At 62.5% G+C, this 15,790-nt stretch carries 16 protein-coding genes and 1 pseudogene; 7 read left to right on the top strand and 10 right to left on the bottom strand.

The annotated features are described in order from the left end of the window. Positions 1–128 precede the first annotated feature (128 nt). On the top strand, positions 129–599 hold the full coding sequence (locus ABD884_RS06970) for a pyridoxamine 5'-phosphate oxidase family protein (protein ID WP_345041142.1): 471 nt from the start codon (positions 129–131) through the stop codon (positions 597–599). A 25-nt stretch (positions 600–624) separates the two neighbouring features. Here ABD884_RS06970 and ABD884_RS06965 read toward each other — a convergent pair whose 3' ends face one another. Then, positions 625–1,629, bottom strand: a complete 1,005-nt coding sequence (locus ABD884_RS06965) for a zinc-dependent alcohol dehydrogenase family protein (protein WP_345041139.1) — start codon at positions 1,627–1,629, stop codon at positions 625–627. 255 nt (positions 1,630–1,884) lie between these two features. Here ABD884_RS06965 and ppsA point away from each other — a divergent pair, with 255 nt between their 5' ends. Next, positions 1,885–4,290, top strand: a complete 2,406-nt coding sequence (gene ppsA, locus ABD884_RS06960) for a phosphoenolpyruvate synthase (RefSeq protein ID WP_376955425.1) — start codon at positions 1,885–1,887, stop codon at positions 4,288–4,290. A gap of 34 nt (positions 4,291–4,324) precedes the next feature. Here the strand turns inward: ppsA and ABD884_RS06955 are convergent. Then, positions 4,325–4,621 (bottom strand): annotated as a pseudogene (locus ABD884_RS06955) (inorganic phosphate transporter); the annotation flags it as partial. 70 nt (positions 4,622–4,691) lie between these two features. On the opposite strand from ABD884_RS06955, the gene ABD884_RS06950 reads away from it, so the two are divergent. Next, positions 4,692–5,651, top strand: coding sequence for a 1-phosphofructokinase family hexose kinase (locus ABD884_RS06950; RefSeq protein WP_345041127.1), 960 nt, complete (start codon positions 4,692–4,694; stop codon positions 5,649–5,651). Here ABD884_RS06950 and ABD884_RS06945 read toward each other — a convergent pair. Together ABD884_RS06945 and ABD884_RS06940 are read right to left on the bottom strand one after the other, a co-directional pair. Further along, positions 5,648–6,574 carry a prenyltransferase/squalene oxidase repeat-containing protein gene (locus tag ABD884_RS06945; RefSeq protein ID WP_345041123.1) on the bottom strand — a complete coding sequence of 309 codons (927 nt, stop codon included), beginning with the start codon at positions 6,572–6,574 and terminating at the stop codon, positions 5,648–5,650. The genes ABD884_RS06950 and ABD884_RS06945 overlap by 4 nt on opposite strands. A 12-nt stretch (positions 6,575–6,586) precedes the next feature. Next, entirely contained in the window at positions 6,587–7,030 is a 444-nt protein-coding gene (locus ABD884_RS06940) for a universal stress protein (RefSeq protein WP_345041120.1), read from the bottom strand. Positions 7,031–7,227: 197 nt separating this feature from the next. On the opposite strand from ABD884_RS06940, the gene ABD884_RS06935 reads away from it, so the two are divergent. The 3 genes from ABD884_RS06935 to ABD884_RS06925 all read left to right on the top strand — a co-directional run bounded on the left by ABD884_RS06935 (position 7,228) and on the right by ABD884_RS06925 (position 9,339). After that, the gene (locus ABD884_RS06935) at positions 7,228–7,485 is read left to right on the top strand and encodes a mycoredoxin (protein WP_028267403.1); all 258 of its coding nucleotides are present in this window, start codon (positions 7,228–7,230) and stop codon (positions 7,483–7,485) included. 97 nt (positions 7,486–7,582) lie between these two features. Beyond that, positions 7,583–8,668, top strand: a complete 1,086-nt coding sequence (locus tag ABD884_RS06930; RefSeq protein WP_345041113.1) for an S-(hydroxymethyl)mycothiol dehydrogenase — start codon at positions 7,583–7,585, stop codon at positions 8,666–8,668. Positions 8,669–8,700: 32 nt separating this feature from the next. Continuing rightward, on the top strand, positions 8,701–9,339 hold the full coding sequence (locus ABD884_RS06925) for an MBL fold metallo-hydrolase (protein WP_345041107.1): 639 nt from the start codon (positions 8,701–8,703) through the stop codon (positions 9,337–9,339). Here ABD884_RS06925 and ABD884_RS06920 read toward each other — a convergent pair. From ABD884_RS06920 to ABD884_RS06900, 5 genes are all read right to left on the bottom strand, one after another. Continuing rightward, on the bottom strand, positions 9,336–11,648 hold the full coding sequence (locus ABD884_RS06920) for an FdhF/YdeP family oxidoreductase (protein ID WP_345041099.1): 2,313 nt from the start codon (positions 11,646–11,648) through the stop codon (positions 9,336–9,338). The two genes, ABD884_RS06925 and ABD884_RS06920, sit on opposite strands and share 4 nt — an antisense overlap. A 103-nt stretch (positions 11,649–11,751) precedes the next feature. After that, the gene (locus ABD884_RS06915; protein WP_345041088.1) at positions 11,752–12,528 is read right to left on the bottom strand and encodes a lipoate--protein ligase family protein; all 777 of its coding nucleotides are present in this window, start codon (positions 12,526–12,528) and stop codon (positions 11,752–11,754) included. Then, positions 12,528–13,331 (bottom strand): thioesterase family protein, encoded by an 804-nt coding sequence (locus tag ABD884_RS06910; RefSeq protein WP_345041083.1) that lies wholly within the window; start codon positions 13,329–13,331, stop codon positions 12,528–12,530. Before ABD884_RS06910 ends, ABD884_RS06915 begins: the two co-directional genes overlap by 1 nt. 32 nt (positions 13,332–13,363) lie before the next feature. Further along, a complete protein-coding gene (locus tag ABD884_RS06905; protein ID WP_345041078.1) occupies positions 13,364–13,879 on the bottom strand; it encodes a VTT domain-containing protein in 516 nt (171 codons plus the stop codon). Between the two features lie 69 nt (positions 13,880–13,948). Further along, positions 13,949–14,143 carry a DUF1918 domain-containing protein gene (locus tag ABD884_RS06900; protein WP_081736928.1) on the bottom strand — a complete coding sequence of 65 codons (195 nt, stop codon included), beginning with the start codon at positions 14,141–14,143 and terminating at the stop codon, positions 13,949–13,951. 197 nt (positions 14,144–14,340) lie between these two features. On the opposite strand from ABD884_RS06900, the gene ABD884_RS06895 reads away from it, so the two are divergent. Beyond that, positions 14,341–15,129 (top strand): polysaccharide deacetylase family protein, encoded by a 789-nt coding sequence (locus tag ABD884_RS06895; RefSeq protein ID WP_345041063.1) that lies wholly within the window; start codon positions 14,341–14,343, stop codon positions 15,127–15,129. A gap of 3 nt (positions 15,130–15,132) precedes the next feature. Here ABD884_RS06895 and ABD884_RS06890 read toward each other — a convergent pair whose 3' ends face one another. After that, the gene (locus ABD884_RS06890) at positions 15,133–15,789 is read right to left on the bottom strand and encodes a DNA alkylation repair protein (RefSeq protein ID WP_345041057.1); all 657 of its coding nucleotides are present in this window, start codon (positions 15,787–15,789) and stop codon (positions 15,133–15,135) included. Between the last annotated feature and the right edge of the window lies 1 nt (position 15,790).

The following is a 15,790-nucleotide window of genomic DNA, read 5'->3' as shown; positions in this document are numbered from 1 at the left end:
ATCGGCTGTGGTCAGGATCGCCCGTATCCTCACGGTTGGCCAGTGCCAAAGGTCATTTCGTCGGGCGAAAATGAATCGGGTCCTTGTGCCCTAGTTGCCCGTCGGAACAACGCCCTAGCATGGGCAGCATGACTAGCAAAGACAACATCCCAACGGCGGACATCCTTGAGCCTCAGGAGTGCTGGAGGCTGCTCGCCGAAACATCAGTGGGGCGCCTGGCGCTCACCGTGGACGGCCATCCGGATATCTTCCCCGTGAACTACAAGGTGGATGGCGAATCCCTCGTGTTCCGGACGGGGACAGGCACCAAGCAGGAAGCCATCGACGCCGATTCCACCGTCGCTTTGGAAGCCGACAGCGTGAGTGCCGAGTTCGGCGTGGCGTGGAGCGTCGTCGTCAGAGGAAAGGCCCAGAAGGAGACATCGCCGGGACCAGCCCTTGATTCAATCAGCCGCTCTTTGTTCCCGTGGCAAGGGATCGGGAAGGACTATTTGATCAGAATCGTCCCGGAATCGGTGACGGGACGGCGATTCACGCTGACCCAGCCCATGAGATGGACCTCTCCGCTCGACGAGGCAACCCGCGCTGGTATGGAATAAACCCATGTAGTCAGCGCAACAGTAGTCAGCGCAACATGTCGAGCACAGCTGATCCGGTGATGCGGTCGATGGACAAGTCCTTCAAGGCCTTGTCGGCCGCGGCCATCGGATAGATGGTTGTGGTCGGGGCCAGCGGAATCTCTGCAGCCAAAGCCAGGAATTCATCGCCGTCTTCCCGGGTGTTCGCTGTGACGCTGAGCAGCTGCCTCTCGTTGAAGAGGTCCCGTTGGTAGTTGAGCGCAGGAATGTCGCTGAGATGGATTCCTGCCACGGCCAAGGTTCCTCCCCGATCCAAAGCCTGCAAGGCCGCCGGCACGAGCTCCCCGACCGGGGCGAACAGGATCGCGGAATCCAGCGGATCGGGTGGGCTGTCGTAGGGGCCGCCGACAAACACGGCTCCCAGTTCGCGCGCCAATGAACGGGCCGACGCCGATCTGGTCATCACATACACCGACGCACCCTGGTGACGTGCGATCTGCGCGGTGAGGTGGGCCGATCCGCCGAAACCATAAATGCCCAAGCGTCCGCCTTGTGGAACGGCTGCCCGCTTGAGAGCGCAATACCCGATGATCCCTGAACACAACAAAGGGGCTGCTTGCTCGTCGGTAAAGACCGGCGGGATGGCGTATGCGAAGTCTTCCGCCACGGTCAGCCGCTCCGCGTATCCGCCATCTCGGTCCCATCCGGTAAACGTGGGCGAGATGCACAGATTCTCGTCTCCACGAAGGCAATACCGGCAGGATCCGCAACTCTTCCCGAGCCAGGCTACGCCAACCCTGTCGCCGGGCCCGAACCTTTTACAGCCTTCCCCCGCTTCGAGGACGGTGCCGACCGCTTCGTGGCCGGGGATCACGTTGGGGCGCCGTGGCATGAGGTCGCCCTCGGCCAGGTGAAGATCAGTCCGGCATACCCCGCACATATGGACTCGGACCAGCAACTCTCCCGGTGCCGGTACTGGATCCGGACGCTCACCCCATACAAGTGGCATTGAATCAATCGGGCCCGGTTGGCCCACCCACCACGCGCGCATTGATGCCTCCTCTTTTCCGTCAGTTTGTTCCCAGGGGCTCCGCGGCGGGTAGGGCCCAAGGTCCCCCACGGCTCCACGATGGTGTCTTTGTCCCCTAGCCGACAACCATCCCCGGGTGTTGACTCGAAATGTCCGGGAACACCCCCTCCCGGCCAGCGGTCCTTGCCGAAGCCAGTCTCGATGCTGACCTCCGCGTCACTCATAGATCACGGCTTCCTGAGACGAATTTCCGAAATGTATCAAGGAGAAATCATGATGGATGCACGCAGCGTGGTCTGGCTGGAGGACGTGAGAGCCACGGATGTCCCGGAAGTCGGTGGAAAGAATGCCTCGTCGGGAGAAATGATCCATGCCCTGGCCAGCGAGGGAATCAGGGTCCCGGACGGGTTCGCGACCACCGCTGCCGCATTTCGGAATTTCCTGTCATGGAACCAACTGGGGCCGCGGCTATCAAAGGTTGCCTCGGACTATCAGGAAGGGACGCTGAGCCTAAGAAGCACCGGCGCGGCCATGCGCTCCATGGTTCTCGACGGGAAGATTCCCCCTGATCTTGAGGAGGGCATTCGAGCAAAATACCGCGAACTGGCTGCGCGCGCGGGTCGTCACGATCCCGCCGTCGCGGTCCGAAGCAGCGCGACGGCGGAAGACCTTCCGGATGCCAGTTTCGCCGGTCAGCAGGAAACTTTCCTCAATGTGAGGGGCGAACAACAATTGCTGGATGCGTGTTTGCGCTGCTTTGCGTCATTGTTTACAGACCGTGCAATCACCTACCGCGAACTGATGAATTTTGGCGAATCCGGCGTGGCACTTTCCGTCGGCGTCCAACTGATGGTCCGGTCCGATATCGGAGCGTCGGGCGTCATGTTCTCGCTCGACACCGAAACCGGTTTTCCGCGCGCAGCCGTGATCAGTGCCAACTGGGGACTGGGCGAGACCGTGGTCCAAGGTACGGTCAACCCTGACAAGTACGGCGTATTCAAGCCCCTGCTTGCCTCCCCTACGCTCTCGCCTGTCATCGAAAAGACCAAAGGCACCAAGCTGCAGAAGCTGGTCTACCGGACCGGCGACGATGGCGGGACAGTAATGGTGGACAACACCGAATCCGAGCAACAAGCATTTGTCCTGCAAGACCAGGACATCGTCCAACTTGCGCGGTGGGCAGTCCGGATTGAGAACCATTATGGATGTCCCATGGACATGGAATGGGCCAAGGACGGAGAATCCGGCGAACTTTTCATAGTCCAAGCCAGGCCGGAGACGGTTCAGGCCCGCAAGAGCAGCACACTGCTGGTGACACACCATCTAACGGGGCAGGGACGTCTTCTGGTCGAAGGCGCAGCCATCGGCGACTCCATCTCCTCAGGACCAGCCTGCGTCATCAGGCAAGCCTCGGACATCGACCGTTTCATCGACGGCGCCGTGCTGGTTACGGAACAAACCGATCCAGACTGGGTGCCCGTCATGAAACGCGCCCGCGCCATTATTACGGACCGGGGTGGAGCGACCAGCCACGCGGCCATTGTGAGCCGCGAACTCGGTATCACGGCTGTCGTGGGGACTTCCAGCGCGACGTCCGTCATCGAGGACGGACAATCGGTCACCGTGTCGTGCGCTGACGGCGACACCGGGCATGTCTACGACGGGATTTTGGCAAGCACCACGGAGGAAGTGGACCTCGGCTCTCTTCCACCCACACGAACCGACGTCATGCTGACCATCGCGAGCCCTTCGGCGGCATTCAAATGGTGGCGCCTGCCCGCACGGGGTATCGGCCTGGCACGCATGGAATTTGTCATCAATGACATGGTCCGGATTCACCCGATGGCAGCAGCGTTTCCTGGGCGAATCACCAGCGTCGAGGAACGCCGGGCCGTTGCTGAATTGGCGAAGGGTTACAACGACCCGGCGGAATACTTCGTGGACACCCTCGCGCGCGGGCTTGCCAAGCTTGCTGCACCGTTCTACCCCGCACCAGTGATCGTGAGGTTGAGCGACTTCAAGACCAATGAATACGCACACCTGATCGGAGGCTCCGCATTCGAGCAAGCGGAAGCGAATCCCATGATCGGCTTCCGCGGCGCGTCCCGCTACTATCATCCAAAATACCGAGCCGGCTTCGATCTTGAGTGCGGGGCAATCAAGAGGCTCCGCGAACACTGCGGTTTCAAAAATGCCATGGTGATGGTGCCGTTCTGCCGGACGGTGGATGAAGCAGACCGCGTCTTGGCTGTGATGGCAGAGAACGGTTTGGTCCGGGGAGAAAACGGGCTTCAGATCTACATGATGTGCGAAATCCCCTCAAACGTCATCCTGGCTGAGCAGTTTGCCACCCGGTTCGACGGATTCTCCATAGGATCCAACGACCTCACACAGCTGGTCCTGGGCGTTGACCGCGACTCTGCCCAATTGGCTGCCCTGTTTGACGAACGGAATGAGGCCGTGATGGCCATGATTCGGGAGGTTATCCGCAAGGCGCACGCGTCCGGCATCAGGATAGGAATATGCGGGCAAGGTCCCAGCAACTATCCGGAGTTTGCTGAGTTCTTGGTTGCCGAAGGAATTGATTCCATATCGCTCAACCCGGATAGCTTCCTTCGCACGCTCCCGCGCATTGCAGCGGCTGAGGCGATCACTGTCCAGGCGATCACTCCCGGGTCCTGACCACCCGGGGCTTGCCATTCTTGGGCAACTTGACGACTTTTGCTGCAATCACCGGGGGAAACACCGCGGGGAGAATGACCTTGGCGGTCAGGGCATCGAAGTCCACCGCTCCAAGACCCATGCCTACGACTGCTGCGCCGATAAGGCCGCCGAACAATGCATGCGAAGATGATTTCCGGGTGATCCTGATGCCGCCGGACCTCTCACGAATCAAGCTGCCGGAGATGGTCTTAGCGACTTCCGTCGAATGGAAAGCACCGACGAGGTTGAGAAGTGCGGCCAGGGCCACGGCGATCTTTGGCTTGATGGCGCCCGTGGCGATGGGTATAGCGGTCAAGGGCCTTTCGACCCTGACGCTACGAGGGGATCGAACAAGATCGCAGTCTCCTATGCTGGGTCTTATGGAAGCCTCCCAGCCATCGGGCGCGAAACCGATCCTCACTGTCACCATGAATCCTGCTCTGGACGTCAGCACGTCAACGGATCGGGTCTACAGCGGTCATAAGCTGCGGTGCGGCACTAGCCGCCTCGATCCGGGCGGCGGTGGCGTAAACGTTGCCCGCGTAATCCAGCGGCTCGGGGGGCAGGTCTTGGCCGTGTACACCGCAGGCGGTCCTCCGGGGGAAGCCTACCGACGGCTGATGGAAGGTGAGCAAGTCCCTTCCCTGGTCATCCCGATCAAGGGGAGCACCCGGCAAAACTTCACCGTTGATGAGAATTCGACCGGGAACCAATTCCGTTTCGTGCTTGAGGGCGCAGAGCTCAGCGAAGACGAATGGCGCACCTGCCTGCAGCTTGTGGGCCGGTCGATCTCGCCGGGCGGATACGTGGTGGCCAGCGGTAGCCTTCCGCCGGGAGTGCCGGAGGATTTCTATGCGCAGCTCGCCCGTCTCGTCCGCAAGGGCGGTGCGCGATTCGTTGTGGATACCTCGGGACAACCGCTCGCCGAAGTGCTTGCCGAGGGCGTCTTTCTCGTCAAACCCAGCAAGCGTGAGTTGGGCGAACATTTCGGCGCACCGCTCGAGGGCGAACGGAACCAGATCGAGGCGGCCTCGGCACTGGTGGCCAGCGGATCGGCGGAGTATGTCGCTCTGACACTGGGCGACGCCGGAGCGATTCTCGCGTCCAAGGAAGGGGTCATCCGCTTGCCCGTGCCGTCAGTGCGAGTGCTCAGCACCGTCGGAGCCGGTGATAGTTTTCTCGGAGCCCTCGTTCTGCGCTTGGCGCAGGGGTGCCCGGTTGAGGCCGCTTTCAGGTCTGCCCTCGCCGCGGGAAGCGCAGCCGCGATGACCCCGGCAACAGAACTGTGCCACCGGAAAGACGTCGAACGTTTGGAGGAAGAACTCGCCGCCGTGTCTTAGCGCGCATCCCACCAGCGCAGCACCCGGAGACACCGCAAACTCGTGATGCGACTTGCCCCGGGTTCTTCAAGGGGGAACCAGCGGAATCCTGGGTACGGGCGATAACGCTTCCAGGTGCCGTCCGGACGGCGCGCCAGGCGGACCTGTTCCACTGCGTCCGCAAGGCGCGGGTCCAGTGTATTGCCGCAGGCTCTGAAGTATTCGAGTCCACGGAGAATATCGAAATGCCATTGGGGAGGGAACGGGAAGCGGAGGAACTCCTCATTCGCGACCTCCCCGGTTCTATGGGACCGGTACAGGTGATGGCGGAGGAAGAACTCCTCTGCGCAGTCGGCCGCGGCCTCCACAAGTACCGCACCTCCCGAACGCCGATAGGCAAGGAGGGCTTCAAGGACGGTGATAGTCGAGTGGAAGGAGCCGTGACGGGAGCCTTTCCGTCTGGCTTGGCAGTTCCATCCGCCGTCGGACAGCTGATCCCGGAGCAGCCAAGACACGGCTGCATCGATCCGCTGGTCCTGGTAACCGAAGTATGAGCCCAGCAGGACCAGCATCCCGGTCACGCAAGTTTCCGGGGAACGGTAAACCAGGTTGAGGCCTCCGTCGGTGTACCTGGCGCCATCCCAGAGTCGCTTGCAGCCAGCCAAGGCTTGGATGTTTCCAGGTGCGAGCCCGAGCCGTTGAAGAAGTAGAAGCGTGTACGTCGTGGACGTCCATTTAGGGAGGTAGAGTCCCTGCGCCCACGTGCCGGCCTCGTCGTGCTCGGCGAGGAGACGCGCGCCCCAGCCCTCCCATGCGACGCGCTGCCGTTCAGTCGAAACCTCGGCATCTGAAGCATCGGTGAGGTCTTCCAATACCTGCCACCTCAGTGCCGGATCTCCTTCGAGCAACCACGTGACCAGCTCTGGGTGCCCAGGAAGGTTCATACCCGCGCCCAATCAACCGTTCTCGGGGGCATGAACTACCAGGACGGGGCAAAGGGCGTGGGCCACGCAGGCAGAACTGACCGAGCCGAGCAACAGACCGGCAAATCCACCATGGCCCCGTCGGCCGACAACGAGCATGTCGGCATCCTTGCTGGCGTCGATGAGCAGATCCCGGGCTGGACCGCAGACGAGGCGCGAGGTGACGTTTCCGGGGAGAGCCGGGCCGAACGCCCGTGCCAAGGATTCCTCAAGTATTCCTTGGGCCTCCTTCTCGTAGTCCTCGACGTCGGGGGCTACGTATCCGCCGTAGACCTGCGGGAACATCCAGCACGCCACGGCGACCACCTGGGCCCCTAACGGCACGGCAATACTCCGAGCGTGCTTAAGGGCCTCAATTGAAGCGGGAGATCCGTCGACTCCAACCACGATCTTGCCTGTGGATACTCCTTGGTCCATGACTTACTCCTGCCGGGAAGAGGAACTGCTGGTTCTAGCCTGACGGCATTCCGGACTGTCTTGCAGGGCCTAAAGTCACTTCACATCGGAAGTGCTATCGACGGTGGGTGTCATGTGACACGTACGCGCGAAGGAATAGCGCCCCGCGGGTTACCGTTGATGCGAGTAGCTCATAACAAAGACGACAGGAGAAATCCGTGGACTTCACCCCCGAATCCGGCACCATCACCATGTTCTCGACCACTTGGTGCGGTTACTGCAACCGACTCAAGAAGCAGCTGGACGCCAAGGGCATCGGTTACACCGAGGTCAACATCGAAGAGGTCGAAGGTACTGCCGAACTCGTGGAGAAACTGAACGGCGGTAACCAGACGGTTCCCACGGTCCTTTTTCCGGACGGCACTGCGGCCACCAACCCCTCGGCGGCCGAAGTCGAGGCCCGTCTCGCTGCCTGAGATCCCCGCGATTTCAGAGCGCGTCGTGTGATAGACAGATGGGAGATAGGACGCGGCACCGCGTCCCCCGCCCACAAACCTCAAAGGGGAATTATCCATGGTCCATGCAGTCAGGGGCGCAATTGTCCGTTCGAAGGGCGCACCCGTAACGCTGGAAACAATTCTTGTTCCAGATCCTGGCCCCGGCGAAGCCTTGGTTGACATCCTGACCAGCGGGGTGTGCCACACCGACCTGCATTACAAGTTGGGCGGCATCAGCGACGATTTTCCTTTCCTTCTCGGCCATGAAGCAACCGGCGTTGTGAGCGCCGTCGGCCCGGACGTCACGGACATCGTTCCCGGAGACCGCGTCATCTTGAATTGGCGCGCAGTCTGTGGCACGTGCCGTGCCTGCAAGCGCGGACAGGCACAGTACTGTTTCAACACCCACAATGCCACGCAAAAGATGACCCTTGAGGATGGCACCGTCCTCTCCCCCGCCCTGGGAATCGGCGCTTTCGCGGAGAAGACACTCGTCGCCGCGGGGCAATGCACCAAGGTTGATCCCGACGCCGATGCTGCCGCCGTCGGCCTGCTCGGCTGCGGCGTGATGGCCGGGCTCGGTGCCGCGATCAACACGGGAGGCGTGAAGCGCGGCGATTCGGTGGCCGTTATCGGTTGCGGCGGAGTGGGTGTGGCCGCCATCGCCGGCGCTGCCTTGGCTGGGGCCACCACCGTCATCGCGGTCGATATTGATGTCAAGAAACTGGAGCGTGCGCGCGAACTCGGGGCCACCCACGTGGTGGACTCCTCCCAGGGCGACCCCGTGGAACAGATCCGCGAACTCACCGGCGGTTTTGGCGCGGATGTGGTAATCGACGCCGTCGGCCGCCCCGAAACCTACAAGCAGGCCTTCTACGCCCGCGACCTCGCCGGCACTGTGGTGCTGGTGGGGGTCCCGACGCCGGACATGACGCTCGAACTCCCGTTGCTGGACGTCTTCGGCCGGGGCGGCTCCCTGAAGTCCTCGTGGTACGGCGATTGCCTGCCTTCCCGCGATTTCCCCATGCTCGTCAGCCTCTACCGGCAGGGCAAGCTCGATCTTGATGCCTTCGTCACGGAGCGAATCGGTATCGAAGACATCGAAGAGGCTTTCGACAAGATGCACTCCGGTTCTGTCCTCCGATCGGTGGTGGAACTGTGACGGGCGAGGCTGTGTCCCACGGGACCACAAGTGTGCGCGTTGAACGCGTGGTCACCTCCGGGACGTTCTCACTGGACGGCGGCACATGGGATGTGGACAACAACGTGTGGATCGTCGGGGACGATTCCGAGTGCATCGTGATCGATCCCGCGCACCAGCCGGCGGCCATTGTCGAGGTGATCGGCGACCGCAAGGTCAAGGCCATTCTGCTCACGCATGGACACGACGACCACATCCGTTCCGCGGGCGCCTTCCGGGACCTGGTCCATGCGCCCATCCACTTGCACCGCGACGACTGGATGCTGTGGAAGGCAGTCTACCCGGAGGCAGAACCCGACGCCGAGATCACCGAGGGCGAGAACTTCGAGATCGCGGATACCCGGCTGAAGGCCATTCACACCCCGGGCCACTCGCCCGGTTCCGTGTCTTTCCACCTGGAGAGCCAAGGAACCGATCATTCCGGAATACTGTTCAGTGGTGACACGCTGTTTCAGGGCGGACCGGGTGCAACCGGGCGTTCCTACAGCGATTTCCCGACCATCATCGAATCCATCCGCGCCAAGATCCTCACATTGCCGGAAGAGACCATCGTCTTGACCGGCCACGGCGACTCCACCACGGTTGGAGCCGAAGCACCCCACCTCGAAGAGTGGATCGCCCGCGGCCACTAGCCCGCGCCAAGCTCCGGTGGTGCGGCTGGTTCCAGCCGCACCACCACTGACTTGGACGCAGGAGTGTTACTGCCCTCGGCTGTCGAATCCAAGGGGACAAGGACATTCGCTTCGGGGTAATACGCGGTCACACATCCTCGGGCCGTGGGGTACGCGATCAACCGCAGCCGACGCAGGACTCTGTCTACGCCGTCGTCGGCTTCGCTGTGTACGTCCACGTAGCCGCCGTCGGCAAGGCCCAGTTCAGCCAGGTCGTCGTGATGCGCAAAGAGCACCATGCGGCCCTTCTTCACGCCCCGGTAGCGGTCATTCATGCTGTAGGTGGTCGTATTGAATTGGTCGTGGGAGCGCACGGTCTGGAGCAGGAGTCGCCCCTGGGGGACCTGGATGGTCTCGAGGTCGTTGACCGTGAACATCGCTTTCCCGGTGGTTGTGGGGAACCTCCGCTCGTCCCGGGGACCGTGCGGCAGGACGAAACCGTCGCGGCTCCGGGCCTTTTGGTTGAAGTTCTCGAAGCCGGGCACCACATGGGAAATGTGCTCGCGCACGGAATCGTAGTTCGCCTCAAAACCTTGCCAGTCAACCGGGACTTTGTCGCCGAGTACCGTGCCGGCCATGCGGCACACGATCGCCACTTCGGACAAGACCTTGTCGGAGATCGGCTCCAACCGTCCCGCCGAGCGGTGTACCGCGCAGACCGTGTCTTCCACGGTGACAAACTGCTCGCCGCCGGCCTGCCGGTCGATTTCCGTCCGGCCCATTGTCGGCAAGATCATCGCTTGTTCACCCACCACTGCGTGGGAACGGTTGAGCTTGGTGGAAATCTGCACGGACAAGCGGGTTTTACGGACGGCGGCCTCGACCGCCGTCGTGTCCGACATCGCGTGGACGAGATTTCCACCGAGTGCCACCAGGACTTTGATCTTCCCGTCCCGCATGCCGCGGATGCTGTCCACGGAATCGACGCCGGGCCGCCGGGGTAGGTCAAAGCCGAACTCCTGCTGCAAGGCGTTGAGGAACGGTTCGGGCATCTTTTCCCAAATGCCCATGGTGCGGTCGCCTTGGACGTTGCTGTGGCCGCGGATGGGCGACGGGCCCGCACCGGGTTTGCCGATGTTCCCGCGGAGCAGGAGCAGATTGACGATCTCCTTGATGGTCGCGACGGCTTTCTTGTGCTGCGTGAGGCCCATGGCCCAGGTAATGATGACCTTCTCCGAGCGCAGGTAGCGGGAGGCAAGCTCGTCGATCTCTTCGGTGTTCAAGCCCGTTGCGGCCAAGACGTCCTGCTCGTCCAGGTTTTCGATGTGGGCCCGGAATTCTGCGAGCCCTTGGCAGTGCTCCTCGATGAACGCGTGATCCAGCACCGCCCCCGGTGCCGCCGTCTCTGCTTCCAAGACCCGTTTGGACACGGCTTGAAGCAACGCCATGTCGCCGGCGAGGCGGATCTGCAGGAACTGGTCCGCCAAGTCTGTTCCCTTGCCCAGCAATCCACGGGGCCGTTGCGGGTTCTTGAAGTTGATGAGTCCGGCCTCCGGGAGCGGGTTCACCGCCACAATGCTGGCTCCGGCCAACTTCGCCTCTTCCAGGGCGGTGAGCATCCGGGGATGGCAGGTCCCGGGGTTCTGGCCCATGATGATGATCAAATCCGCCTTGGCAAAGTCCGTGTAGCTGACGGCGGACTTTCCCACGCCCAAGGTCTCGCCGAGCGCGAGCCCGGTGGACTCATGGCACATGTTGGAGCAATCGGGAAGGTTGTTGGTTCCGAAGGCGCGGACGAAGAGTTGGTAGACAAACGCGGCTTCATTGCTGGTCCGTCCACTCGTATAGAAGGTGGCTTCGTCCGGCGATTCCAGCGCGTTCAGTTCCCGGGCCACAATCCGGAACGCATTGTCCCAACTGATGGGACGGTAGTGGCTCGAACCTGCTGGTTTGTAGACGGGTTCCACGAGCCTGCCCTGCTGTCCCAGCCAGTATTCGGAGCGCTGGGCGAGGGAATCGACGTCGTTCTCGTCCCAGAAATTGGACGGAACCTTGAGCGGATCCGCCTCCCACCCGACTGCTTTCGCACCGTTCTCGCAAAACTCGGCCAGCTTCCGCTCCGGAGGGTCCGGCCAGGCGCAGCCCATGCAGTCGAAGCCGTCCTTCTGGTTCACCGCCCGCAGCGACTTCCACGTGCGGGACAAACCCATTTGGCTCAGCGAATGCGGCAGGGATTCCACCACGCTGGGCAAACCCGCGGCGGATCGCTTCGGCGGACCGACAGTGAGGTCCGCGTCGGAATCGTGAACAACGGCTGGTTTTTTGTCCATGCTCTACCTCGCTTCAGGAGGGCGGCACATTCCGTTCCCGGGAGGATGCCTCCGCCCGGAACCACGTGGTCGTGGCCTCAAGCGTAGTCCTGGCGGAATCCGTCTACAACGGCGTGCTGGTGTCCTTCGCAGGGAGCAGGCTCTGGAAATCGCCGTCGAGCAGTTCCGCGTATTCGGCGTAAGCCTGGACCACGGCTTCTTCGACCGCGGGTACGTCCAGCTGCGGTAGGAGGTCGTTGGCGGCCCCGGCGGTGGCAGGATCCCACTCCAGCCCGAGGGCTTCATAGCTCGCGGTGAGGACCTCGCGGATCGGGGCCGAGTTCTCCACGACGATTACCGAGCTGAACAGCCAGCCTCCGGAGACCACCCTCTGCGCCGTGCCGATCAGTTTGATCTGATGTGCCGGAAAATCCGGATCCAGGCCGTGGACACTGAACTCGCCGGGGCAATACTCGCCGGGGATCTCCCCGACGGCGGCGTGCAGGCCGACGCGACGGAGCGCACCTGCCAGGAGCTCGCCAAAGAAGGAAAAACGGGCCTTGGCTCCGGCAATCGCATCGGGGTGCGGCTCAACATGGTCGATCACGAGCGTGCCCCGATGGTAAGCCGCGGCACGCCCACCTGCCTTGCGGATCAACGGTTCGAAACCCAGGTCACGGCAAGCCTCGGACGCGGCTTCGAATCCCGGCAGCTTGGCATCTCGTTGCCCGAAAGCCACGGTGGGGCGCGGGCGGTATAACCGCAGCGTGGGTGCCAGCAGTCCCCTACGGGCACGGTTCAGGAGCTCGATCCCGAAGTCCAGGTCATCAGCGGCCCCGAGCGATTCTTCCTGGCGCACCACCGTCAGCGTGCGCTGTGTTCCGGGGAGTTCCCCGGCCATCAGCTCTTCCTCAGCGTGAGGATCTGCTCTGCGCGGCCGAAGGGGCCGCTGACGTCGTGCAGCACCGTGGACGTCAGGCCGATGCCGTCACTGCCAAAGGAGACCATGTTGTCCAAGCCCAGCCATTCCCCTGCGGGTTCACGGTACATGTGGATCTGGAGGTCGAGGTTGGGGAAAATGTAGCTGTTCTTGCCGGGCGAAACGCGGGCGGCGATGCCGTTGGCGGTGTCCACGAGTCCCACGAGCCGTGCGATGTCACGGCTGTCCGCCGCGGCGGTCAGCGGGTGTTCGGTACGGATCCAGACTTTGCCCGAGCCTGCCCGGTGTCCTTCTGCTATCCGCATTTCCAGGGACCGGATGTAGCCACCGGGCCACACGCTCGCACCGTCCCACGGCTTGCATTCGTCCGGGGCCGGCATTGGCAGGTCTTCAATGGCAGCCACTGTGCTCGTGTCGCTCGTGGCCATGCGCCACGCGGTGGCCCGGATAGCCACGCGGCCTACCGCCGAGAGTTCCGCCTGGATCAATTCAATTGTCTTGCCGGGGCGGAGCGTGCTGGTACTGACAGTGAATTCGCCTCCCGGGATCAATCCCAGGATTTCGTAGCTGATGCGGGCTATGCGGACGTCGTCGCGCGGATCATGGCGGAGCAGCGCATCAGCCATGATGCCCGATGCAGGAGCCATGTGCTGCTCATGCGGATTCCACGCGCCCTGGGCGTGGATGGTGGAGCGGAACCGCCCGTTTCCGAGTGATTCGTAGTAGAAGTTTCCTTCCGCGAGGTCCGGAAGCTCAATACTCAAAGCCTGCCCTTTCGCCGGTCCGGTAGTGGAACTCAGACCACTGTATCTTCTGGCGCCACGGCCGTCCGACGTCGACGCCGCATGACCAGGCGGGCAGCAACTCCGGCAAGTCCGGCAAGTCCGGCAAGTCCGGCAATGCAGAGGACCAGGAGTACCGCCGCCACGGGGGACCCGGCCATGATGGCGAGCCACGCCTCCATGGCGGCCAGTCCAACGGTCGCGTAGACGAAAGCCCAGATCGCCGAGCCCGCCGCTGCTGCCGGGAGATACCGGCTGAGTGGCATTTTCGCGGCTCCCGCGGCCAAGTTGACAGCAGTTTGGAGTCCGACAGCAAGGAAAGTCAGTACGACGGCGTAGGGACCGAAGCGCTGTATGAGTGCCTGTGCTTTGGCTGCTTTGGGGCGACGCAACGCACCGGCGACCCGGGTGCGTCGCATGCCCGCCGCCGTGCCACGGCCGATCCAGTACATGGCGTTGACCCGCAGCATCACCACCGCGAAGAGCACCATCAGCGCCATTTCGAAGGGCAGGTCGAGGATCTGTTCCACGCGTTGCCCTCCCCCGGTCTTCCCAACAGGTAAGTCTCACCTTACCTCGGCAGAGAAGAAGGGCTGGGCTTATTTCGTCCCTCTCGCGTGATCGACAGTGAAGTCGCCACCTGGATACAGGACGGTCTCGTGTCCGTCGTCAAAGCGCACGAAATAGGGCGGCGCGCCGTTGGCACCGCGAACTTCGAGGATTTCGCCGTGCCGATCGGACGCTCCGACAGTCCTGCTATGAATGATGATTCGATCTCCCTGGGCTGCTTCCACAGGAACCACCTCCCAGAATCAGATTACGAGCCTTAGCCAATGAGGGGAACAGCTGGCGGCGAGCCTCCCGTTTCAACTGAAACCTCAAGGCAGCCAAGAATATGGCCATTGGCATTTTTTGGTGTTCACCTTGCACGCTTTAGGGCGTAGCCTTTTTTTCATATTGAGCACTGGGGTCCTCGTCTCTTGGAGGAGCCATGCGCACAATCAAGCACAAGCAGATAATGGCCGCCCTTGGCGCCCTGCTACTTACCGCTGGGGCCTTCGTCGGGGTGGTAGTTCCCGCGCATGCCGCAGCGCGGACAGTCGTGAGCCTCACTTTCGACGATGGCAACGACAATCAGCTCGCCGCCGAGCAGGTCCTGAAGGCTCATGGGCTGAAAGGAACCTTCTTCATCACCACCAGCTGGATCGGCGGCCCGGGCTACCTCACCCAGACGGATCTGCACAACATCGCCGCCGATGGCAATGAGATCGGCGGCCACACCGTCACCCACCCGGACCTGACCACTCTCAGCACGGCAGCCGCTACCGCGGAAATCTGCGACGGAAAATCAACGCTCTCGAGTTGGGGATTCCAAGTCAGCGACTTCGCCTATCCTTTTGCCGCTGAAAACGCTGCCGTTCAGGCTGATGTGGCCAACTGTGGCTTTGCCAGCGGACGGGGCCTGGGCGACATCACCTCGCCCGCAAGCTGTGCGGGCTGCCCGTTCGCTGAGACCCTCCCACCTGAAAACCCTTTGGTGACCAAGGCGCCGGATGAAGTCGACAGCACGTGGACCCTGCAGAACCTGGAGGATCTGGTCACCAATGCCGAGTCGACGGGCGGTTGGCTCCAACTGACATTCCACCACATCGCCGTCGGAACTGATCCAACGCTCACCATCAGCCCGAGCCTCTTTGCTACCTTTGTCACCTGGCTGGCTGCGCGGACCGCCAACGGCACCACATCCGTCCAAACCGTTGCCCAGGCCTTGGGGCACTAGGATTCACGCCACCGACGAGGGGAACTGCAGCTCGGGCCTGCGCTTGGCAACCTCGTTCAGCACGGTGGAAACGGCTTCACTGACCACCTCCGATTGCTGGTCCGTCTCCCGAACCGCCTCGAGCGCTACGGTGGCCTGCCGCACGAACGCATCCCAGTTCCCGCCACCGGCACGGAGCGCCCTCAGTGGAGACAGCAGGGCCGCGCGGCAAAGCCACTCGTCGGAATCCCGAACCCAGCGATCCAGCACGCCGTCAGCCCGGGCCCTGCCCTGCCCCTCCAATCCGGCAATCAAGGGTCCGATGACGTCCACTGCGAGCGGATCGCCCAGTTCGCGCAGCCTTCCCTCGCGCACAAAACCCTCCAGGCGCGTCAGATCGGTGTTGGTCAGCAGGTGGACGGTGCTCTGCAACAGCACGATCGCCGCGAGTCGACGTTCGAAGACCGGAGGGTCCCACAACTCGGAGCTCAAGGCGGTGATCTCGTCATGCGCGAGGCCCTGGTAACGGCGGAGGGCGTCGCGAACTGTTCCCCTGATGGCACCCATCGAAGATCCGTAGTGGCGGAGTCCGTCTCCCAACCGTGCCTGCGCCTCTTCCGCTCGGATCCAAGAGCTTTCACGGCGTAAAGCCTCATCGATGAACTCGGCGGCGTCACTCATA

Source organism: Arthrobacter methylotrophus, assembly GCF_039539965.1.
GTDB lineage: Bacteria > Actinomycetota > Actinomycetes > Actinomycetales > Micrococcaceae > Arthrobacter > Arthrobacter methylotrophus.
The sequence above is the reverse complement of the archived record's forward strand: the minus strand, read 5'-3'. Positions and strand labels throughout refer to the sequence as shown.